Below are 22,543 nucleotides of genomic sequence, written 5' to 3' on the forward strand. Positions count from 1 at the left end.
AAATTCGCTGTAGAAAACAAAAAAGCGACCATTGGTCGCTTTTTAGAACAATACAGGTTTGATTGTTTAGAACAGCAAACGGGTTCTGATGGTGCCATCAATCGCATTGAGCTGAGTCAGCGCTTCCTCTGCGTGATGGGATTCCACCTCCATTACTACATAACCAATCTCTGCGGTGGTCTGCAGATACTGGGCAGCGATGTTGATGCCTTTTTCAGAAAACGCCTGGTTAATCTGAATAAGTACGCCAGGACGGTTGCGGTGGATATGCAGCAAACGCGAGGTGCCCTGATGTTGTGGCAGTGATACTTCAGGGAAGTTTACTGCCGACACTGAGGAGCCGTTGTCTGAGTACTTGGCCAGCTTACCCGCGACCTCAATACCTATATTTTCCTGAGCTTCCTGAGTTGAGCCACCGATATGTGGAGTCAACAACACATTGTCCAGGCCACGCAGTGGGCTGACAAATTCATCATCATTGGACTTGGGTTCAGCCGGGAACACGTCGATGGCTGCACCGGCTATCTGCTTTTCAGTCAGGGCCGAGGTCAGGGCGTCGATATCCACCACTGTGCCACGGGAAGCGTTGATCAGAATACTGCCCTTTTTCATTGCAGCCAGCTCACTGGTGCCCATCATATTCTTGGTCTGCGGGGTTTCAGGTACGTGCAGGCTGACGACATCCGCGATAGACAAGAGTTGCTCCAGCGAGTGCAGTTGTTGGGCGTTACCAAGTGGCAGCTTATCTTCGATATCGAAGAACACCACACGCATTCCCAATACTTCTGCCAATGTGCCCAGCTGGGTACCAATATGGCCGTAGCCAATAATGCCCAGCGTTTTACCACGGGCTTCGAAACTGCCACTGGCACTCTTCATCCAGCCACCTCTGTGGGCGAGAGCGTTGCGCTGAGGAATGCCGCGCAGCAACATAATGATCTCGCCCAGTACCAGTTCAGCCACACTACGAGTGTTGGAGAAGGGGGCGTTAAAGACAGGGACCCCCAGAGTCTCTGCCGCTTTGAGGTCCACCTGATTGGTACCGATACAGAAGCAACCTACTGCTACCAGTTTCTCGGCATGGCGCAGTACCTCTGCTGTCAGTTGAGTACGGGAGCGGATACCAACAAAGTGGGCATCGCTGATGGCATTCATCAGATCTTCGCCTGTCAGGGAGGCCTGATGATATTCAATATTTGTGTAGCCGGCGCGCTGGAACACATCTACCGCTGAAGAGTGAACCCCCTCCAGCAGCAGGATCTTTATTTTGTCTTTTGGGAGCGAGTATTTCGCCATTGTAGGAGTACCTTTTATTTCTTATGTCGAATGCCGAACCTTGCGGCCTTCTTATGGTGACATTACTGCCGGGCGCGCTTAGGGCAAACCAAATTAGCATTAAATGACAATCCTGTGGAGGAGGTTACTGCGAAAGTGTTTATTCCCTCACCCGAACAATTTGGCAGAGCAAGTTCGGGACAGTCAGATAGTCTGGCGCGATGACGGGCCAAAAGCCTTAACGCTGGGGGATGACGGTGGCTGTAGAGGACTCTGGTGTCAATTGACTACCTCTTTATAAGGAAGGCTATAACCACAGATTTGGATGTTGAGGATTTTTTAAGTTAACCGTAAAGGGGGGATTGCCGATCTTACTGGTCATTGTAAATGGCATGTGAATTTTTTTGAGGGCGTTTAGTCTGCTTCTTTGATGGCGCTTTGTGATTGCTTAGTCAATTACGGCGATGACTTGTTCTGGCGTCCTGATAGTGGGAAATGCTGAATATTAAGGAGGTTATAGCAATTGTTTCGTTTATTACTAAATGGTAAAAGAGTTTTTCATACAGTTTTTTATATTTTATTTCAACATGATATATAACCATTCGATTTTTCTTACTTAATAGGTAATCCTTCCAAATTAGGGTTAAGTGACTGTTCTTGTTAGGAGAATATGCTAATCCATGTGCTGTTAGTGGTTTTTTTGACCGCGAATTAATACTAATGCATGATGATCCAGTCGGTGCTTGTCTTCACAATCTTGCAACTTATTATAAGAGCACTTGAGTGCCAGGGATGGAAAAGCGCGACAACCTAGTTGTTGTTTTAACTGTGGCCAAAAGTAGATCACCCAGGAGGAAGGTGCATGGATACAGCAAAGGAATTGGTCTTCCTACATCAAATAGCCGCCCCATGTCACTTGGCAATGTTAGCCGAGTCAATGGGAGTAAAAACCCGGGTAGTAAATCATGTCAATGAGCTGGATCTGGGGAATTCAGAAAACAGCTTCTATCTGATAAGCCAACATGGCGCAGCATTGGACAATCAAGGCATTCCACTGATAGTTACCAGACTGGTACCTCATGTACCTGTTGCTATCTATCAGGTCGAAGCGGGATCAATCGCTTTGGATGCTCTGCTGCTTATGGGCGTTCGCGGGGTTTTGTATGCAGACCAACGTATGGATCTATTACTGACTGGTTTGAGAAAGATGCTATCGGACGAGTTGTGGTTTGACCGTCCAATGATGAGCAAAATGCTCAGACAGTTGGTGCAAAAGCTTGAGGGCGATGCCCATGTCAGTGCAGACAATCTGGCGATGTTACAGGCGTTAACCAAGCGCGAGCGAACGATTATTCAGATGGTTGGCAGTGGTGCCCGCAATAAAGAAATCGCACACAGATTGTGTATCAGCGAGCATACGGTCAAGGCGCATCTGTCGTCGATATTCCGCAAAACTCAGTCCAGAAACAGAGTCGAGTTATTGCGTTGGGCTCAGTCTCATCAAACTCACTTCGACTTAGTGAGTTGAGTCTGAAGCTAGGGCCTGAATGAAGGCCGCTGGGGCAAATAAAGAGGGAGCCATAATGGCTCCCTTTTGCATATTGTGGCTTGGATATACCAAAGCCCTGTTCGACCCTTTAGGTGTCTATCTGGGAATCAGTAGAGGGGCTATTTGGAGCCCCTGAACTTGCCTTGCCCTTTAAGCTGTCTCAGCGGTCAAAGCTGGAAGACAGTCGCCCCTTTTAAATTGAACTGAACCGGGTGATAGTTCACTTCGTCCTCCTCATCAAGCAACTGAGTTGCAGTCGAGAGTTTTTCCACTGAATCGAATCCATACGGCTATGGGCATTAGGTGCATTGAGGGAATCGTTACCTGATTGAAAGGCTGGGTGCTTCAGTTTAATAAAGGCGCGTAAAATGAAAAAGGGAGCCTTCATGGCTCCCTTTGTTTACCCAATCATGATTAGTTCTGAACTACATTGACCGAGTTGAAGTTACCGTTTTGGTTAACATTGATGCTGTGGCCAGTACCGGTTTGAGAGCCTGTGACCAGGTTGTCATTGCCGGTTTGTACTATGGTCAGGCTGTTACCGCTGCCATCGACAGCAAATGCACCGCCATCAGTGCCGCCAACCCAGTTACCATTACCTGTTTGCATAATGTCAGCAGTGTTTTCATCACCGTTGATCAGCAGGTCAACCAGGTTCAGTTCACCGCGCTGGGTGACTTCGACATCGTCATTGTCGCTGCCAGCGATAGTGACAATAGTTTCATTGTCATTGCCTTCCTGCTCAACGTCGACTTCGTTATCACTGCCTACAATGTCTACATAGGCGAAGTTGGTATTGCCATCCTGCTCGACTTCAACATTGTTGTCATCGCCGGTAGCGAAGCTGTATAGCTCGTTATTGTTACCAGTACTTTCCAGCAGCATCAGGTTGTCGGTGCCTGCAGTGATAAATTGAGCCTGGTTGTCATTGCCATCCTGCTCCAGGAACACATCGTTGTCATCCCCCACTACAGCGAAGTCTACAACGTTATTGTTACCAGTCTGCTCGATTTCAACTTCATTGTTGTTGCCGTCAATAATCGCGACTCGTGGCTCACCAACTGCGTTATTCAGACCTTCCTGGAAAACTTCTACTTCGTTATCATCGCCATTGGCGGCACGGATATCTGCAGTGTTGTCATTACCTTCCTGCTCAATGACAAACTCATTGTCGCTACCGGTAAGGTCATAAACAAAGGCGGTATTGTTATTGCCGGTCTGGAAGGCTTCGAAGTAGTTACCATCACCTGCGGCACCACGAACTGCTGCGAAGTTGTCATTACCAAACTGGCTGACAACGATGTCGTTGTTGTTACCTGCGTTGGCGCCTAAATCCAATGCGATTTCACCTGCCTGGTTGTTATCACCTTCCTGAACGATGGTGGCGTCATTGTCATCACCTGCTACGCGGAATACCGCCAGGTTATTGCTGCCCTGCTGGTCAACATCTGCAGTATTGTTATTGCCATTCATTTCAACAATGCTGTCGTTATTACCCAACTGATACAGATTCAGGCTGTTATCGTTGCCTGTCATAAAGGTATCTGCATCGTTGATGCTACCATCCTGCTCGACGTCAACTGAGTTACCGTCACCGGTAATTTCAATATCGTTCAGGTTGAGGAAATCATCCTGGAATACTTCTACTGTGTTTTCATTACCTGAGATGGTCATACGGTTAATATGCCAGGTGTCCACCTGAGTCACGGTAGTTGTGTTGTTGTTACCTGTGGTGGTTTCATAGTTCTCAGCAAATACGCCGTCTTGAGACACTGTCGCAGTGTTATCAACGCCTGTCTGGCTAATTTCACTTACATGGTCACGGTCAGTCTGCGTGACTTCTGCAGTATTGCCTTCACCGGCTTGAGTTACTTCCAGCTGATGGGTTTCTGCACCGTGTGCGGCTGACACACCCAAAGCCGCTGCGACGGTCAGAGCCAGTAAAGTTTGCTTGCTATAGAGGTTCATAAAAAACGCTCCTTGTCTGCTATTAGTATTTAGTATTGGGTCACGGTGAGATGTTCACCTGACGCGAGTTGTTGAATGGCAAAGTTCGCCTCACCGTACTGGAAAAGCTGAATACTGCTGTCTTCTCCATACTGGGTAATTAAGGCGGAGTTGTTATTGCCTTCTTGTTTGAGCAAAAGCTCGTTGCCTGCTCCGAGTTGCTGGACGGTTGCCTGATTGGCGTTTCCGGACTGAATGGCCAGGAATTCGTTACCTCCAACCTGCAATACTTCTAGCTGGTTATGATTTCCCTGTTGCAAAGCGGACAAAATGTTTGCTCGGCCATTGGCTTCCAGCAGTGTTTGTAACGTGACGGGGACAGGCTCTGCATAAGCTCCACCAGCAAGCACCAGCAGAGCGATACCGCCAGTTTTTGCCAGTAGTCTTTGCGTCCAGTCTTTCCGATTCAGTTGAATCTCCACTGCATCCTCCTGTGTTCCCGTGAACAATGGGAATCGGGTCTCGCCATGATTCACGACACCCGAAGTTACTGATCCAGACACAGAGGGCACAATCGGAAGAAGGGCTAGTCTTTTTTGGGGTAAGAAGCTTGCTGAACTGCGTCGATATACGACTTTTCTTGGGCTAATCACCAACTTCAGTGGGTTGCTTAATATTTGAACAATAAGGGGGCAGTTATTAAGGACTAGTAGGTTCTTCTGATTTGTTTGTGTCGGAGGGGAGCAACTCTTTTCACCCCCTCCCACCTGTGTCATCTATGTGCTGGTTTTAACCGATTCCGAAGATAGGACTGCAAAGGCTGGAGCTGCACAAAATTAGCTGATTCCAGCATGTCGGAGCTGAATTTAATGACTGGGGTACTGGTGCAGGCTGCTTCGGATTGATTCATAAATGATAGGAAATCACTATGTCTAAAATTAACCTTTCTTCGCTGGCAGTAGCAGTCAGTGGCGCTTTGATGCTAAGTGCCGCACCAGCGATGGCTAAGTCACCAGAGTATGCGAAAGACTCATTGATGGTGATGTATAAAGACAATGCCACTGCCGCTGAACGCGCTCAGGCTCGTCAGCTGGTTCGCGGTGTCATGACTGACAAGAATGGCGATGGTATTGACGATAAATTTAAGACTCTGTTTGACGGTAAACTGGCCAAGTTGACCCTGAGAAAGGGCGTCGATATTGAGAAGGCTGTGAAAATTCTGAGCCGTCATCCTGCCGTAAAATATGCTGAACCTAACTATATCTACAGAGCGATTGGTACCCCGGATGATCCACGCTATCCAGAAATGTGGGGCCTGAATAATACGGGACAGGATGGTGGTACTGCAGATGCTGACGTTGACGCTCCCGAAGCGTGGGACATCACAACTGGTGATTCAGATGTAGTCATTGCGGTAATTGATACCGGTGTTGACTACAACCATGAAGATCTGAGCGCCAACATGTGGGTAAACCCTGGCGAAATTGCCGGTAACGGCATTGACGATGACGGAAACGGTGTTGTTGATGACGTTCATGGTTTCAGTGCGCTTAACGATAATGGCGATCCAATGGATGGCAATGGCCACGGTACTCACGTAGCGGGAACCATAGGTGCTGATGGTAATAATGGCATTGGTGTCGTTGGTGTTAACTGGGATGTCAGCATTATTGGTTGTCAGTTCCTGAACTCAAGTGGTTCTGGTTCACTGGCCGATGCGGTTGAATGTATTGATTATATTACTGATCTTAAAGTAAACCGTGGTATTGATGTGCGCGCGACCAACAACTCCTGGGGTGGTGGTGGCTTCAGTCAGACATTGAAGGACTCTATTGAGGCTGGTGGTGACGCGGGAATCATGTTTGTTGCTGCAGCAGGTAATGGTGCATCTGACCGTGACCAGAACCCAGGGTATCCAGGTTCTTATGACTCTGCAGCGATCGTGGCAGTAGCCAGTACAGATCGCAATGATGCAATGAGCAGCTTCTCCGACTACGGTTTGGTGAGTGTTGATTTGGGTGCTCCAGGCAGTGCAATTCTGTCCAGTACCCCAGGTAATGCCTATTCTGTATTCAGCGGAACTTCAATGGCATCTCCTCATGTGGCTGGTGCCGCAGCTCTGGTTTGGTCTCTTGATCCTTCATTGAGTGTCGCTGAGATGAAAGCTCTGCTGATGGAAACGGGTGATTCCTTACCTGCACTTGAAGGCAAAACAGCGTCAGGCAAGCGACTGAATCTGCTGTCAGCTTTGGAAGAAGCTGATCCAGCTCCCGGTTTCCGTTTGTCTGTTACGCCATCTGCACGTGAGATCACTGCGGGTGATTCTACCAGTTACTCTTTCGATGTAACCAGTGTGGGTGGCTGGGATGGTACGGCAAACCTCAGCTATACCGTTTCACCAGCACTGTCTGGCGTTTCCCTGTCAGCAGATACCGCTGGAGCCGGCGATTCCTTCACTTTGGATGTAGCCACTATGGCTGACACTCAATGGGGCAATTACACCATGTCGGTGACCGGTGTAGATGGTGATTTCAGCAAGAGTAAGAATGTATCTCTGAGCATTCTGCCGCAGGGCTTGCAGGATTACCCTTACGAGAACACAACTCCGGTCGATCTGCCTGACAATGATCCTAACGGTATCGAAAGCACCATTGATGTGACTGACGATGTCACCATATTTGGTGTCACCGCTAATGTGGATATCACTCATACCTGGATTGGTGACCTTATCGTGTCTTTGGTATCTCCGGACGGCACAGAATCTGTTATGCATAACCGCAGTGGTGGCAGTGCAGATGATCTGGTAGAAACCTATGAGCTGAATGATTTCAACGGTGAAATGGCTGGCGGAACCTGGACGCTGAAAGTGAGTGATAACGCAGGTGCTGACCTGGGTACACTGAACTCCTGGGGCTTGGTGATCACAGGTCTGGGCGATGACCCAGGTTCTTCTGCACCGGAAGCCGGATTCACCTATGAGGTGACTGACTTCAGTGTTAGCTTCACTAACACCAGTACTGATGCTGATGGTGATATCACAGGCTATGAGTGGGACTTCGGTGATGGCAATACGTCCACTGAAATGAGCCCAACCCATGACTACGGCATGGCTGGTACCTTCAATGTTTCAATGACTGTGACCGATTCCGAAGGGAATTCAGACACTGAAACCATGGAGATTAACCTGTCTGAGCCTAGCACCATCGACGCTGCTGTTAAGCGTGCGATGAAGTCCCGTCGTGGCAGTGCGCTGGTGGATCTGACCTGGAGCGGTGCAAATGGTGACATGGTTGCCATTTACCGTGATGGTGAGATGGTAGCGGAGACAGAGAATGATGGTCGTTACCGTGACCGTTTCAGCACCTCTGCTGACAGTGTTGAATATCAGATCTGCGATGCAGATGGCAACAACTGTTCTGCACCTGTTACAGCGACATTCTAAACAGGTTTGATTGTTGAACTTTAAAGGCGCCTGCGGGCGCCTTTTTCTTTGGGATACATTTAATATTGGCCTGATAGATTGATACTCAATCAATAACCTCTATAGGCTTTTCTACGGAGCAGCGGTAGACTTTCAAGCATCAGAATAAGTCTTGATGGACAAAGCGTAATGAGCGAACAAACCGATAAAATTAAAATTCCCATGGCAGTGATGATCTTTATCTGGGTCAGTCTGATGTGGAATTTGCTGGGCGTAATGAACTTCTTTTTCCAACTGACTGTGGATGCCCAGGCGCTGGCGCAGATGACTGAAGCTCAGCGTCAGATGTACGAAGCCACGCCGGGTTGGCTGACAGCCCTGTTTGGTATTGCGGTAGTTACCGGTCTGGCTGGCAGTGGCATGCTGATGTTTAAGATGGCCAAAGCTGCTCCTGTATTGCTGATTAGTTTAATTGCAGTGGTGGCACAGATGGCAGCGTCATTAATCGTGTTGGATGCCTATGCGGTATTGGGGGCCAGTGCGCTTATCATGCCGGCCATAGTGACTCTGTGGGCAATCGTGCTGGTATTGATCAGCCGCCGGGGTGTCGCCAAAGGTTGGTTCTATTAATCAAAGCCTCCTCACCATTGTTAGTGGCCCGCAGCAATGCGGGCTTTTTTGTGCCCGAAACTCAATCAGGAGGGAGGCGAACAGATGAGAATGAAAGCCTGGGAATCCTTAATAGGCGATAAATTGCCCCATTTTGTGTAATTAAATTACGAAACAGATCTAAATATTTCTCGTTTTCTGAGGCTAAATTGCCAAATTGGAAGCATATTTTCTGGATACATGCGCAGATCCTTTGTTGAGATTTTTGGTTGAGCGTGAGAGGTTGTTTGTTTTTGTTTGGCTAATTTAGTGTGTTTTATTTTGTCTGCGTTGCAACTCTACTGCCATTTGTCGGTTTAATTATTAACTTTAGAAAAAAATTATTTTCCCGCCTCACAAAGTGATCTTTATCTCTTGCTCCTGAAATTGCGCTGGATACACTGCCGCCATCTCCAGGTTATCCGGACTAAAAATTTATGGAAATTTTCATCAGTATTTTAGGTATGCTCAGTCTGATGGGACTGGCTGTGTTGCTGTCAGAAAATCGCAAGGCGATTAACGTGCGTACTGTGCTGGGCGCATTGGCTTTCCAGGTGGCTTTCGGTGCATTTGTAATGTACGTGCCTGCTGGTCAGAGCGTACTGCAGGTTGCTTCCGATGGTGTGATGAGCGTTATCGGATATGGTAACGAAGGTCTGAAGTTCCTGTTCGGTGACCTGGCCAACTTCGGTATGGGCTTTATCTTTGTTATCAACGTACTGTGTGTGGTGGTATTCGTCAGCTCGCTGATCGCTGTGCTGTACCATCTGGGTATTATGCAGATGATCATCGGTGTTATCGGTGGTGCTCTGGCCAGAATTCTGGGTACCAGCCGTGCGGAATCTCTGTCTGCGACCGCCAACATCTTTGTTGGTCCAATAGAAGCGCCTTCCATGGTGCGTCCTTTCGTTAAAACCATGACCCGCTCTGAGCTGTTTGCCGTAATGACTGGTGGTCTGGCGTCTGTGGCCGGCGGTACCATGATTGGTTACATCCAGATGGGTGTCGATGTTAAGTACGTGCTGACGGCGGTATTTATGACGGCTCCAGCCGGTCTGCTGTTTGCCAAACTGATGTGGCCAGAGACCGAAACCCCGGAAAACGACATCAAGAAGGTGATGGACGATCTGGAAGACAAGCCTGCTAACGTACTGGATGCTGCCGCCAATGGTGCCTCCATGGGTATGCAGCAGGTGATGGCAGTCGCGGCCTTGCTGCTGGCGTTCGTCGCCCTGATTGCACTGGTGAACGGTATTATTGGTGGTATCGGCGGATGGTTCGGTATCGAAAGCCTGTCTCTGCAGATGATTCTGGGCTATATCCTGGCTCCTCTGGCATGGGTAATGGGTGTGCCCTGGAGCGAAGCAACCACTGCTGCCTCTTTCATTGGTCAGAAGATGGTGATCAACGAGTTTGTGGCTTACGTTGACTTCCTTAAGGTGGCAGATCAGCTGTCTGAAAAGACCCAGGTAATTATCAGCTTCGCCCTGTGTGGCTTTGCCAACATTGGTTCATTGGCCATGGTGATTGGCGGTCTGTCGGCTTTGTGCCCTGAGCGTCGTCACGATTTGGGTAAAATTGGCGGTAAAGCACTGATTGCAGCTGCTTTGGCCAACTTGATGAGCGGCACTATTGCCGGTCTGTTGTTCTCTATTGGGGGTTAATTCCATGACACCACATATCAATGCCCAGAGTGGCGACTTTGCAAAAACAGTTCTGATGCCTGGCGACCCACTGCGCGCCAAGTACATCGCTGAAAACTTTCTGGAAAATGCCCGTCTGGTGACTGACGTGCGTAATATGTTTGGTTATACCGGTGAATACCAGGGCAAGCGCATCTCTGTGATGGGGTCTGGTATGGGTGTTCCATCCATCTCTATCTATGCCAAAGAGCTGATCACCGATTTCGGTGTTGAAAACATCATTCGTATTGGTTCATGCGGCGCGGTAAGCGAGAAGATCAAGCTGATGGACGTGGTTATGGCGATGGGCGCGAGCACTGACTCTGCCGTTAACCGTACCCGTTTCCCACAGACTGACTTCGCTATGATCGCTGACTTCGGTCTGCTGCGTCGTGCTGCTGATGCTGCTGAGAAGCTGGGCGCCAGCTACCATGTGGGTAACTTGTACTCTTCTGATCTCTTCTATAGCCCGGATGAGAGCCGTTACGACTTTATGGAAAAGTACGGCATGCTGGGTGTGGAAATGGAAGCTGCTGGTCTGTATGGTGTTGCCACTGAGTTTGGCGCCCGTGCATTGGCCATGATGACAGTGACCGACCATCTGCGTCTGGGTCAACACCTGACCGCTGAAGAACGTCAGCAGACTCTGAACGATATGATCAAGCTGACTCTGGAAGCCGTTAAAGACCTGGATTAATACCAGGCCGCCCTTAGGGGCAAAGTCATGGAAAAATAAAAATAAGGTCAGGACTACCTGATTACCCTACGGCCCCCGGATATCCAACTATAAAAAACGAACGGATAGCGGGGGCCACTTTGTATCTGTCACCAACGATATCCTCTTAGCTTTCTGCAAATCATAAGTACTTGAGAGAGTGCAAATATTCACTTTCACGAAACTGTGATACGCCACCTACTATTGCCGCCTTTCCTAACTTCATCACCCTTTGCAAGTCAGCATTTAGTCAGTAGACTGCCTGCAACTGATCAAGATTAAGGATTCTATGTATGAGTATTTGGTTCAGGCCTGTCACGCTTGAAGACTGCGCCCGGCTGGATAACGGCATCAGTGGCAAAGGGACTTTGATGAAAACTCTGGGGATAGAGGTCACCGAAATCGGTGATGATTATATGGTAGCGACCATGACTGCTGGACCGCACCTGCATAATCCTCTGGGTATAGTGCACGGTGGTGCCAACGTAGTGCTGGCTGAGACCATTGCCAGTTACGCTGCCAATTTTGCAGTGGACTTTGAGAACTTTTACTGCGTTGGTCAGGAGATCAACGCCAATCACCTTAAGGCGTCCCGTAATGGAGTATTAAAGGCGATAACCACTCCTGTTCATTTGGGCAAACGCAGCTCAGTGTGGGAAGTGAAGATCTATAACAGTGCCGGAGAGATGACCTGTATCTCCCGTATGACGGCGGCTGTGGTGGCCAGAGCCAAGAGCTGAGTCAGAATGATAGAAACACAAAGCCCGCTGTATGCGGGCTTTGCTGTTTCTGAATCTTTTAATTTATAGATAAGGACAATCTTAATTAATCGATTTAGTTTGTCCCGAAAGACTCTATGCTTAAGCTTTTCCCACTATACAGGAGAGGCGCTATGGCATCTGTTTACGACTTGATTGAAGACTGGGTGCAACGCCAGATAATGGCTTGAATATCAAAGACTCAGGCATATACCAGAGTCGCTGCCCCCAGTACGGCAAAAAGCAGGGCACAGCCACGGCGTATCCAATTCAGCGGCAGTTTTTCTGCGCTGAAGTCACCCAACCAGATCACTGGTACATTGGCCAGCAACATGCCTACTGTGGTACCGGTCACTACCATCAGCAGATCATCATAACGGGCTGACAGCACTACGGTCGCGATTTGGGTTTTGTCACCAATTTCGGCGATAAAGAACAGAATGCAGGTGGCGATAAAGGGACCGAACCGATAGAAGCGACTTTCCTCCTCGTCCGCTTTGTCTGGCACCAATACCCATAGGGCAATGGCAAAGAAAGAAGCGGCAATTAACCAACTGCCAAGTTGTGGCGATACCCATTCCATTGCCCATTGGCCCAGCCAGGCTGCCGCAAAGTGGTTCAGGACTGTGGCTACCAGAATACCGGAGACAATAGCGGTTTTGTTTTTTAAGCGGGCAGCCAGTAGTAGCGCCAGCAGTTGGGTTTTATCACCGATTTCCGCAATGGCAACGGCAAGGGTTGAGGCCAGAAAAGCTTCCAATTGAAATCTCCCGAAGAGCAGTGCGGGTGGAGTGAAACCTGAGGAGTACAGGGAATTCAGACGCACGAGCACCGCTCCATTTAATGATATGGATTACGGTACTCAGGTCTTGCCAGGTTAGCTAAGCAGGCTTAAGCATGCTGTTAACTGTGAGCACCATGGCGTAATTGTTGGTGCAGTACACCTTGCCAAGTTTGTTGATACTCACCCCTATGTTGACCCAGATATTCATTCTGTTCTCAACGTCAGGCGGCTACTCCCCCGAGGACGGCGACATTTTAATGATCTCTGTTGGCTTTTCAACCATTCAAGGCGGACTTACTTCATATTTTTCTGTTTCTTCGAAATACGCTGTCCCGCGCTATTGTGCAGGGTAAAAGGCTCTGATAATGTCCTCTGAAGTAAAAATATCTAATCTATAGAGTGATGTACCTTACGATGATCAAGTTGCGATTTAGCCAGCCCCGGTGGCCGGCCTAATTCCAAAAGGAATCAAGCACAGCCATTGGGGCCTTACCGTTCGACCGTCAGAGTTGGAATGGTGTAGTAGGCTGAGCAAGTGATTCCGGATTGTCTTCATTCGAACTATCACACTTCTGAAAACCCAGGTTTTCCCCCTCAAATACTCTCCTGTACCCAGTTCTGAATCTGACCTCCTGCGTCCGGTTTTTCGGCGCGATTAAATACAAAAATAAACAATAACAGGACAAATTCGTGAGTTTAAAAATACTGGGTTCTATTGCCATAGTGGCAGGTACTGCTATCGGTGCGGGTATGTTGGCCTTGCCTCTGGCGACTGCAGCTTTGGGTTTCTGGCAGGCTACTGTACTGATGCTGGTTATCTGGGCATTGGCCACATACACCTCTTTGCTGATGCTTGAGATCAACCTGAAATCCGGTGTTGGGGATAACCTCTTTGTTATTACCGGAAAGTTACTGGGCAAAAAAGGCCAGTTTATCCAAAGCGCCTCCTTCACCTGTTTGTTGTTTGCCCTGACTGCGGCCTACTTAACCGGTGGGTCTTCGCTGTTGTCTCTTAAAGCGCAAACTCTGCTGAATATCGAATTGAGCCATACCGCGGCCGTGTTGTTGTTTACCGGTATCCTGGGTGGATTTGCGGCTATGGGCGTGGCCTGGGTAGACAAGGTGTCGAGACTGCTGTTCTCTTTGATGGTTGTGGCGCTGGCGCTTGTGCTTCTGTTCCTGCTACCGGAAGTCAGTCCTGCACAGGTGATGACTCAAGCAGTGACAGATAATCCGGGAAATGCTTGGTTGGCTGCGATTCCCGTCGTCTTTACGTCGTTCGGCTTTCATGTGTGTATTGCCACTCTGGTTCGTTATCTGGATGGTGATGCCAAAGCGTTGCGCAAGGTTTTGCTGATAGGCTCTACCATTCCCCTGGCCTGTTATATTTTGTGGTTACTGGTGACGTTGGGAACGCTCGGTGGCCCGGCAATTCATGGGCTTGAAGGATCTCTTCCCAAACTGGTTACCGCGCTGCAGGCGATAGTGGCGAGCGATATCATCAGCAAAGCGGTTTCATTATTCGCAGATCTGGCATTAATCACCTCCTTCCTGGGGGTGACCCTGAGCCTGTACGATTTTCTGGCTGAGCTGACAAGAACTGCCAATACCTTTATTGGGCGTCTGCAAACCTGGCTGATTACCTTTATTCCGCCTTTGTTGTGTGCGCTTTTCTACCCGGATGGTTTCATTGCGGTATTGGGTTTTGCCGCTGTGCCTTTGGTTTTCATCATAGTGTTTTTGCCAATCGCCATGGCACTGCGTCAGCGTTACTCCCATTCTTCTGGTTATCAGGTAGCAGGTGGGAAAGTCGGGTTTATGCTGGCTGCATCCAGCGGTCTGGCTATTGTGTTCGCTCAGTTGTGGGTGGCGTTGTAAGAACACCTAAGGGAGCGTCAGACCTGGCTGAATTAAAGGCTTTGGCGATGACGCCTCCCTGATTTGTATCGTATCTCTGTTTGCCCGGCTCGGCGGCGTTCCCTTGTGCGCTTCAGTAGGCTCTGATAATGTCCGCTGAGGTCAAATTTTTAGAGTAAGCAGAGATAGTTCTCGTGCCTGGGGCATTGTGACTTCGACAGACCCCCTGGCCCGGTTAGTTTATGGCGACGTTTGAACAGATAACGCCTGAACCTTGCTCCCGCGTTTAATCCGCTTCAGGAAGCTGATGATTTCCTTTTGCGCTCTCACCGCTTACCGTTGTTCTGAATCTGACTCTCTGCTGCCCGGTAAATCTGTGGCTATGTAAAACAAGAATAATGAGATAACAGGACATATTTGTGATTTTAAAGACTCTGGGTTCTATCGCCATTGTGGCAGGGACGGCCATTGGTGCCGGTATGTTGGCTTTGCCTTTGGCCACTGCTGCACTGGGGTTCTGGCAAGCCCTGGTGCTAATGCTGATTATATGGGGACTGTCGGCATATACCGCCTTGCTGATGTTGGAGATTAATCTCAAGTCAGGTGTCGGTGAGAATGTCCACGTCATTACCGGTAAATTGTTGGGGAAAAAAGGACAGTTTATCCAGGGGGCCTCTTTTCTCAGCCTGCTGTTTGCTTTGACTGCGGCTTATCTGACTGGCGGCTCTTCACTGCTCACGTTAAAAGCCCAGTCTATGTTGGATATGGAGCTGAGCCATACCACTGCTGTATTGCTGTTTACGCTTATCCTGGGAGGATTCGCGGCTCTGGGAGTAGCCTGGGTCGACAAGGTGTCCCGTTTGCTGTTCTCTCTGATGGTTGTCGCTTTGGTGATTGTTGTCGTGTTTCTGGTGCCTGAAGTGAGCCCGACTCAGATGATGCTGCAGGCTGCCTCTGAGGAGCCTGCTGGTATATGGATGGCAGCCATCCCTGTGGTGTTCACCTCATTTGGTTTCCATGTCTGTATCGCGACTCTGGTGCGCTATCTGGATGGTGATACCAAGGTCCTGCGTAAAGTACTCTTGATAGGTTCTACTATCCCGCTGGCCTGTTATATCCTTTGGTTGATGGTGACCCTGGGCACAGTAGGCGGTCCTGAAATCAACTCTTTCAATGGTTCTTTGGCCGAGTTGGTTACTGCATTGAAGGCGATTGTGGAAAGTGACTTCATCAGTAAGGCGGTATCTCTGTTTGCTGACCTGGCGCTGATCACTTCCTTCCTGGGTGTGACCCTGAGCCTGTATGACTTCGTCGCTGAGCTGACCCGCGCAGCCCAGACTGTGGCCGGCCGTATTCAAACCTGGTTGATTACCTTTATTCCACCTCTGTTGTGTGCACTTTTCTACCCTGATGGTTTTGTGGCTGTACTCGGTTTTGCAGCAGTGCCACTGGTGGTGATGATCATCTTTCTGCCTATTGCCATGGTATTGCGTCAGCGGCAAATACAGCCTCAGGGATATCAGGTGTCAGGTGGAAAAGCGGCACTGGCAGTGTCAGCCATTGCCGGCATAATGATAGTGTTTGCCCAACTTTGGGTAGCGCTGTGATCTAGGGTCTGTTGACCTTTGAAGATGGTTTTTGCAGCTCTTTGTCGTTGTTTTATACAAAGCAACGCGATTGTGGTGTAGTTGTTCTACATAAATGAGCGTTAATGCAGTAGAAAGCGACGACAAACGCTGCCCGAAGGGCTCGGCTATACGCGCTTTACTCTTTGTTGCAAGGTATTTGCTTAGGCCCACTAGGCGGCACACCTTGCGTCGCGATTAAAGCGCGTCTATCTCGAGCAAAACTCAACCATGAAAGGTCAACAGATCCTAGCCTTTCAGTGGTGCTTTTGTAACGCATCATGTCGGTAGAGTTGGCAAAAAAGTGACATATGATAAAGTCGGGTTCCAGTTGGCCCGACTTTTTTGTTTCTGCCCGGCACAAAAATGATTAAAGGGCGGGATGGCCACCCACAAAAGCAAATACATATATGGACATAAGATCATGAAAAAATGGTTATTAACGGCTGCGGTGGCCACGGCCTTTACCGCACACGCCGATGAGGGGATGTGGCAGCCGCACCAGCTGCCTGATATGGCTGCTGAGCTGAAGGCAAAGGGCCTTGAGATTGATGTAAAGTCTATCTCTGAGCTGACTGAGTTTCCTATGAATGCGGTGATTAGCCTGGGTGGCTGTACCGCTTCTTTCGTATCGCCAAAAGGCCTGGTGGTGACCAATCATCACTGTGCCTACGGCGCTATTCAATATAACTCCACTGCTGAAAATAACCTGCTGAAAGATGGCTTTCTGGCGCGCAAGATGTCAGATGAACTGCAGGCGACTCCCGGCTCCCGCATGTATGTTACTGAAGAGATCACCAATGTGACCGACAAGGTGACAGCCGGGCTGTCATCAAAGCAGGGCAATGATTTCTACAAAGCGGTAGAAGCTCGCGAAAAGACCTTGGTTGCTGAATGTGAAAAGGAAGGTGGTTATCGCTGTAAGGTATACAGCTTCCACCGTGGCCTTGAATATTATCTGGTGAAACAGTTAGAGATCCGCGATGTACGTCTGGTGTACAACCCGGCGGGCAGCGTGGGTAAATATGGTGGTGACATCGACAACTGGATGTGGCCACGTCATACCGGTGATTTTTCCTTCTATCGTGCCTATGTCGGACCAGATGGTAAGCCTGCCGATTACAGCGAAGACAATGTGCCGTTTGAGCCGGATAGCTTCCTGAAGGTGTCAGCCAAAGGTGTGCAGGAAGGGGATTTTGTGATGGTTGCCGGTTATCCCGGTCGCACCAACAGGTACCGTACTGCTGAAGAGGTGGAGAACCAGTTTGAATGGGTATACCCCAATGCCAAAGGGCTGCGGGAAACCATTATGGACATCATCTATGAAGCCGCGCCGGAAGGTTCTGACGATCGCATTAAGTATGAGAGCGCGTTGGCTGGGCTGGCCAATTACGCCAAAAACTACACCTCAATGGTTGAGTTCTATGGCAAGTCTTCCATGCTGGCGGACAAGGTAGCCATGGAGAAGGAACTGGCAGAGTGGATCAATGCCAACAGCGACCGTAAAAAGCAGTACGGTAAAGCGTTGGCCGAGTTGAACCAGTTGATTGCCAAAGACAAGCAAACTCAGGAAAGAGATCTGATCCTCGGCTATATGGGTTACTCCCAGATGCTTAAGACGGCAGACAGTCTGTATCGTTTGGCCAATGAGAAGCAAAAGCCGGATATGGAGCGTGAACCTGGTTACCAGGAGCGGGATATGACTCGCTTTAAATCAGGTATGGAGCGCATCGACCGCCGTTATGCCGAGAGTGTGGATAAGGCGATTTTCCTGGAGATGCTGAGTCGCTATGCCCAGTTGCCTGCCGATCAGCGTGTGCCCGGATTTGATAAGGCATTCGGTATTAAGGGCAAGTTTGATCAGGCAAGGCTTGAGAAGATGCTCAATAAAGCTTATGCCGCCACAAAGTTGGACGACAAAGCGACCCGACTGGCCTGGATGGACAAGTCTGTTGAGGAGTTTAAGCAGTCTGATGACCCCTTTATCAAGCTGGCTGTTGCCCGCTATGATGCCCGTCAGACACTGGAAGCAGAGCGTAAACAGCTGGCAGGCGACCTGATGAAGGTTCGTCCTGTCTATATGGAGGCCATTATTGCCTTCAATGAAAGCCAGGGTAAGCCGGTTTATGCTGATGCCAACTCCAGCCTGCGTGTCACTGTTGGCCATGTTAAAGGTTATGCGCCGCAGGATGGAATGTATGCTATTCCATTCACCCGTCTGGAAGGCATTCTGGCCAAGGACACAGGTGTTGACCCATTCGATGCGCCCAAGAAGCAATTGGAGCTGATCGAGCAGAAACAGTATGGCGATTACTATATGTCTGCCATCGACTCAGTACCGGTAAACTTCCTGTCGACCCTGGATACCACTGGCGGTAACTCAGGTTCACCGGCTATGAATGGTCGTGCCGAGCTGGTGGGACTGCTGTTTGACGGTGTTTATGAGTCAATCATTGGCGACTGGAACTATGATGCCCAAACCAATCGCTCTATTCAGGTGGATAGCCGTTATATGTTGTGGGTGATGGAGTATCTGGATAACGCTGACAACCTGTTGGAAGAGATGGTTATCGTTAAGTAATCCTGCTGCTTGGTTTTTATAGACCAACAGCCAAAATCAATGCGGTCAGTTCACTGTCAGTGAGCGGCCGCATTTTTCCTTCCTCAAGCTCAATCCCCTGAGCATCCATCAGACGCTGTCCCATAATTTCAATTCGTTTCAGGTCAATTACCCGGTAGCCCAGTGCTTTGCACATGCGGCGAATCTGGCGGTTAAGCCCCTGGGTGAGGATGATTTCAAACCTGTTTTGGTCAAGTGCCCGGCACTCACAGGGCAGGGTAGTGACTTCGCCATAGCTGACACCGGCAGACATCATCTGAGTAAAAGTCTGGTCAAAAGGGCGATCGACAGTGACGTGATAGGTCTTGGTGTGGCCAAAGTCCGGATGCATCAGGCGCTGTGTCAGATCACCATGATTGGTGAGCAGCAACAGCCCCCGGGAGTCCTTATCCAGTCTGCCTACGGGGTAAAGCCGGGGGGAGTCTGGCAATCGGTGAAACAGGCTGGAGGGATCATGTGCCTGCAAACGGCAGTCAACTCCAACGGGTTTGTGGAAAAGCCAGCAGGTTTTAGGTTCAGGGCAGGGAATAGGCTGGTTGTCTACCAAAAGCTCCTGCGGGCAGGACTGAGTATATCGATCGGTGTGATTGGCTATCCGTCCCTGAAAACTGACCCGTCCCTCAGTAATAAGACGTTGGCACTGCCTGCGGGAGCCTACACCGCACTGAGCAAGGTAGTGTGCCAATCTCAATTTACTCTCCCCTTAAATGCCTGAGCGATAGCGCCTGATAATCCTGGATCACAAGTTTACGCATATTCAACGCCAGCAGTACATCCCAGATTATCGACAATATGCACATGGCCCAGGAGTTAAGGGCGATAGAGCAGAAATGAGGCTCAAGAACCTTGGGGCAGGGCTGCAGTTGCAGTGTTTTGAGGTCAACCTGCAACAAAATCGCGAAGGTACCAAGAAACAGCAGAATGCTGACAATAGTCATTCCACGGGTGCAGTAGCGCTTGTGGGACAGCCAGCCCACTATGGTGATAATGCACAGGATGATGCAGCTGAACAGCACACTGGTTGACCAGAACCTGTGTTGCTCCAAATAGTTAAGTGGGTATATCCCAATAAGCAGAATTGACAGCCCCATCCAGCCACCGGTCATTGCCATCAGCTTGCTCAGATTATCCAGTTTCAACTGGTACAGGCCAAACATCCCCATCAGGGTACACATGCCGTAAGACAGGGTGCTGCCATTTATCACATAAGCCATTTGCGACAGCCGATAGTCACCCAGTTGATTGGCTCTCAGGGCAAAGACTTTCAGTCCCATGCACAGATATTCATAACCTACAGTCAGCACCAGGCCTGCCGTGGCAACAAAGGCGCCGGTCAGCATAAGGAAAATGATCAGATGATGAAGATCGTACTGTCCCAGTGAGGGGGCAGGTCTGGCGTACATGGTGAAAAATTGACTGAATTTCGGGGGCGCTAATATTCATTAAGCCGTGCTCCGAGTCCAGTGCGCAGCTCACAAATTTGGCCAATATGGAGTAAATCAGTCCAGGGTGGCGGCGATCAGGCGTCTGGCCATCATGGCAAGCCCAATCCCTGTCAGCATGGTGGCAAATGTATGGGTCCACATCAGCATGGCAAGATAACAAGGCTTGCCATCTTCACACAGTGAGGTTTGCCTGTTGGGCTCCAGCTCCCACAGCACCATCAGGCAACTGACAAAGCCGACCAGGCTGATGATCCCCAGCAATGAGGGACAGATTTGAGGGCGGGCGAAACGGTACAGAAACAGCACGCCGAACATCAACATGGAACTGGAGATAAATGCGATGACCACCAGGTGATGGGCAGGCTGATCGTTAAAGGGGTAAACGCCCAGCAGCATGATGGTGACCCCGCAAAGCATGCCCGACAGAGCCAACAGAGAGGTAAACCTGTCATACCGGACCAGATGCAGCCCATACATGGCAAGAACAAAACAGGCGCCGGCAAGCAGCAGGCAAACATTATAAACAAAGGCGAGGGGGGAACGCAGGTAATCACCCAGAGCATCGACATGCAGACTGAAGATGCCCCAACCCAGCTCTTGAAAGAAGGCGTACAGGGTCGCAACCATGCCCAGGGCACAAATGCTGACCCCCACCAGACACATATGAAAAATCAGTCTGTGGGGATCGTACTTTCCGTGTTGAATATCCTCATCTTTCGACATGAGGTTCCCTGTATTTAAGGCGCCCGTTCAGAGCGCCATTGGCCTGTCAGCTACGTGGACGAACTATCACAATGGCGACTGCAACGACTGCCAGTACCATACCATACCAAGTGTAGCTTACTGCTTCTACAGGGCTTATTGCGAAAGTTGAGGCGATCAACAGCGCCTGGGCACCGTAAGGGATAAGGCCCTGAATGATACAGGCGAAGATATCCAGGATACTGGCGGAGCGCTTTGGTGTGACGCCGTGTTTGGTCGCCAGGTCTTTGGCGATATCACCGCTGACCACAATCGCCACTGTATTGTTGGCCACACACAGGTTAGTGGCGGCAGCAATACCAGCCATACCCAGCTCAGCAGCGCGACAGGAAGCTTCACCTTTTGCCTTGGAGAAGCGGGCGATCACGCGCTCAATCTGACGGCTCACAAAAGTCAGGCCACCCTGTTGTTGCATCAGCGCTGCCAGGCCGCCTACCAGCATGGACAGAATGAAGATCTCCTGCATATTGGTGAAGCCAGTGTAGATATCCTTACCAAAAGTGACCCAGCCATATTCGCCGCCCAGCAGGCCGGTAGCGCCTGCCAGCACAATACCTATGGCCAGTACGACGAACACGTTCAATCCGGCAACCGCCAACACCAGAATGGTCAGGTATGGGATCACTTTAATCAGGTCGATCTCCTGAGCGGCCAGCTCGGCCTGTCCCTGACCGGCAAAGGTGAACAGTATCAGGGTGATCAATGCTGCAGGCAGCGCAAAGATCAGGTTCTCGCGGAACTTGTCTTTCATCTCACAGCCCTGAGTACGGGTGGCTGCAATTGTGGTATCAGAGATGATGGACAGGTTGTCACCGAACAGGGCACCGGACATTACTGCACCAGCCATCAATGGCAGGCTGATATCGGCCTGATCGGCTACGCCCAGTGCAATTGGCGCTACGGCAGCGATTGTGCCCATGGAGGTACCCATGGCGGTGGCAATAAAAGCGGCAATTACAAAGAAACCTGGCAGCAGCAGCTCAGAAGGGATCAGCGACAGACCCAGGGCAACTGTAGCATCAACACCACCAGTGGCCTTGGCGACAGAGGCGAAGGCACCTGCCAACAGATAGATAAGACACATGGCAATAATATTGCTGTGGCCTATCCCGGCGATAAAGGTCTCAATGGCTGAGTTCAGCTTCTGTTTGGAGATAACCAACGCCAGCACGATAGCGGGCAGAATCGCCACTGGAGCAGGCAGTTGGTAGAACGCAAAGTCGGTTCCCAGGCTCTGGAAGTACAAACCGGCGCCAATAAACAGCGCGAGGAAAAGGAACAGGGGCAGTAGGGCGATAATGGAGCCCTGGTTGTTTGCCGTTTCTGGTGTCACTGGATGAGTCAAAGTTTTTCTCTCTTATTTTCTTATCTATTTGTACCCTTTCCCTGTGAGGTACAAATCTTGGCTATATCCTGGCGGCATCAATTCCGGCCAAACGTTTGTTATAGAGCCGA

General features: G+C 49.8%; 17 protein-coding genes. 9 read left to right on the forward strand and 8 right to left on the reverse strand.

Annotated features, from left to right (window positions below):
• Nucleotides 1-66: 66 nt before the first annotated feature.
• Nucleotides 67-1,296, reverse strand: coding sequence for a phosphoglycerate dehydrogenase (gene serA, locus ACFOE0_RS18765; protein ID WP_248934130.1), 1,230 nt, complete (start codon nucleotides 1,294-1,296; stop codon nucleotides 67-69).
• 841 nt (nucleotides 1,297-2,137) lie between these two features.
• Here serA and ACFOE0_RS18770 point away from each other — a divergent pair.
• The gene (locus ACFOE0_RS18770) at nucleotides 2,138-2,803 is read left to right on the forward strand and encodes a helix-turn-helix transcriptional regulator (protein ID WP_115137267.1); all 666 of its coding nucleotides are present in this window, start codon (nucleotides 2,138-2,140) and stop codon (nucleotides 2,801-2,803) included.
• Nucleotides 2,804-3,238: 435 nt separating this feature from the next.
• On the opposite strand, the gene ACFOE0_RS18775 is transcribed toward ACFOE0_RS18770, so the two are convergent.
• A complete protein-coding gene (locus ACFOE0_RS18775; RefSeq protein WP_248934131.1) occupies nucleotides 3,239-4,792 on the reverse strand; it encodes a curlin in 1,554 nt (517 codons plus the stop codon).
• A gap of 29 nt (nucleotides 4,793-4,821) precedes the next feature.
• The gene (locus ACFOE0_RS18780) at nucleotides 4,822-5,253 is read right to left on the reverse strand and encodes a curlin (protein WP_248934132.1); all 432 of its coding nucleotides are present in this window, start codon (nucleotides 5,251-5,253) and stop codon (nucleotides 4,822-4,824) included.
• Between the two features lie 446 nt (nucleotides 5,254-5,699).
• Here ACFOE0_RS18780 and ACFOE0_RS18785 point away from each other — a divergent pair, with 446 nt between their 5' ends.
• The 5 genes from ACFOE0_RS18785 (at nucleotide 5,700) to ACFOE0_RS18805 (ending at nucleotide 11,977) form a co-directional block, all read left to right on the forward strand.
• On the forward strand, nucleotides 5,700-8,213 hold the full coding sequence (locus tag ACFOE0_RS18785; RefSeq protein ID WP_248934133.1) for a S8 family serine peptidase: 2,514 nt from the start codon (nucleotides 5,700-5,702) through the stop codon (nucleotides 8,211-8,213).
• A 168-nt stretch (nucleotides 8,214-8,381) separates the two neighbouring features.
• Nucleotides 8,382-8,822, forward strand: a complete 441-nt coding sequence (locus ACFOE0_RS18790; RefSeq protein ID WP_248934134.1) for a hypothetical protein — start codon at nucleotides 8,382-8,384, stop codon at nucleotides 8,820-8,822.
• Nucleotides 8,823-9,277: 455 nt separating this feature from the next.
• Nucleotides 9,278-10,504, forward strand: coding sequence for a NupC/NupG family nucleoside CNT transporter (locus ACFOE0_RS18795; protein ID WP_248934135.1), 1,227 nt, complete (start codon nucleotides 9,278-9,280; stop codon nucleotides 10,502-10,504).
• 4 nt (nucleotides 10,505-10,508) lie between these two features.
• Nucleotides 10,509-11,219 (forward strand): purine-nucleoside phosphorylase, encoded by a 711-nt coding sequence (deoD, locus tag ACFOE0_RS18800; protein WP_115137261.1) that lies wholly within the window; start codon nucleotides 10,509-10,511, stop codon nucleotides 11,217-11,219.
• A 311-nt stretch (nucleotides 11,220-11,530) separates the two neighbouring features.
• Nucleotides 11,531-11,977, forward strand: coding sequence for a PaaI family thioesterase (locus tag ACFOE0_RS18805; protein WP_248934136.1), 447 nt, complete (start codon nucleotides 11,531-11,533; stop codon nucleotides 11,975-11,977).
• A 220-nt stretch (nucleotides 11,978-12,197) separates the two neighbouring features.
• Here the strand turns inward: ACFOE0_RS18805 and ACFOE0_RS18810 are convergent, their stop codons facing one another.
• Nucleotides 12,198-12,755, reverse strand: coding sequence for a TMEM165/GDT1 family protein (locus ACFOE0_RS18810; RefSeq protein ID WP_248934137.1), 558 nt, complete (start codon nucleotides 12,753-12,755; stop codon nucleotides 12,198-12,200).
• 714 nt (nucleotides 12,756-13,469) lie between these two features.
• Between ACFOE0_RS18810 and ACFOE0_RS18815 the strand changes: the two genes are divergently transcribed.
• The 3 genes from ACFOE0_RS18815 (at nucleotide 13,470) to ACFOE0_RS18825 (ending at nucleotide 18,842) form a co-directional block, all read left to right on the forward strand.
• The gene (locus ACFOE0_RS18815) at nucleotides 13,470-14,657 is read left to right on the forward strand and encodes an amino acid permease (protein WP_248934138.1); all 1,188 of its coding nucleotides are present in this window, start codon (nucleotides 13,470-13,472) and stop codon (nucleotides 14,655-14,657) included.
• 398 nt (nucleotides 14,658-15,055) lie between these two features.
• Nucleotides 15,056-16,243 (forward strand): aromatic amino acid transport family protein, encoded by a 1,188-nt coding sequence (locus ACFOE0_RS18820; protein WP_248934139.1) that lies wholly within the window; start codon nucleotides 15,056-15,058, stop codon nucleotides 16,241-16,243.
• A 442-nt stretch (nucleotides 16,244-16,685) separates the two neighbouring features.
• Nucleotides 16,686-18,842: a S46 family peptidase gene (locus ACFOE0_RS18825; RefSeq protein WP_248934141.1), complete on the forward strand. Its 2,157-nt coding sequence runs from the start codon at nucleotides 16,686-16,688 to the stop codon at nucleotides 18,840-18,842.
• 16 nt (nucleotides 18,843-18,858) lie between these two features.
• Here the strand turns inward: ACFOE0_RS18825 and ACFOE0_RS18830 are convergent, their stop codons facing one another.
• The 4 genes from ACFOE0_RS18830 to ACFOE0_RS18845 form a co-directional block, all read right to left on the reverse strand.
• Nucleotides 18,859-19,572 (reverse strand): RNA pseudouridine synthase, encoded by a 714-nt coding sequence (locus ACFOE0_RS18830; RefSeq protein ID WP_248934142.1) that lies wholly within the window; start codon nucleotides 19,570-19,572, stop codon nucleotides 18,859-18,861.
• Nucleotide 19,573: 1 nt separating this feature from the next.
• Nucleotides 19,574-20,284, reverse strand: coding sequence for a hypothetical protein (locus ACFOE0_RS18835; protein ID WP_248934143.1), 711 nt, complete (start codon nucleotides 20,282-20,284; stop codon nucleotides 19,574-19,576).
• Nucleotides 20,285-20,380: 96 nt separating this feature from the next.
• Nucleotides 20,381-21,049 carry a hypothetical protein gene (locus tag ACFOE0_RS18840; RefSeq protein WP_248934144.1) on the reverse strand — a complete coding sequence of 223 codons (669 nt, stop codon included), beginning with the start codon at nucleotides 21,047-21,049 and terminating at the stop codon, nucleotides 20,381-20,383.
• A gap of 46 nt (nucleotides 21,050-21,095) precedes the next feature.
• Complete coding sequence (locus ACFOE0_RS18845) at nucleotides 21,096-22,433, reverse strand: Na+/H+ antiporter NhaC family protein (protein WP_248934145.1); 1,338 nt, start codon at nucleotides 22,431-22,433, stop codon at nucleotides 21,096-21,098.
• Nucleotides 22,434-22,543: the final 110 nt, after the last annotated feature.

This window comes from Shewanella submarina (genome assembly GCF_042646185.1).
In the GTDB taxonomy this organism is placed as follows: Bacteria; Pseudomonadota; Gammaproteobacteria; order Enterobacterales; family Shewanellaceae; genus Shewanella; species Shewanella corallii.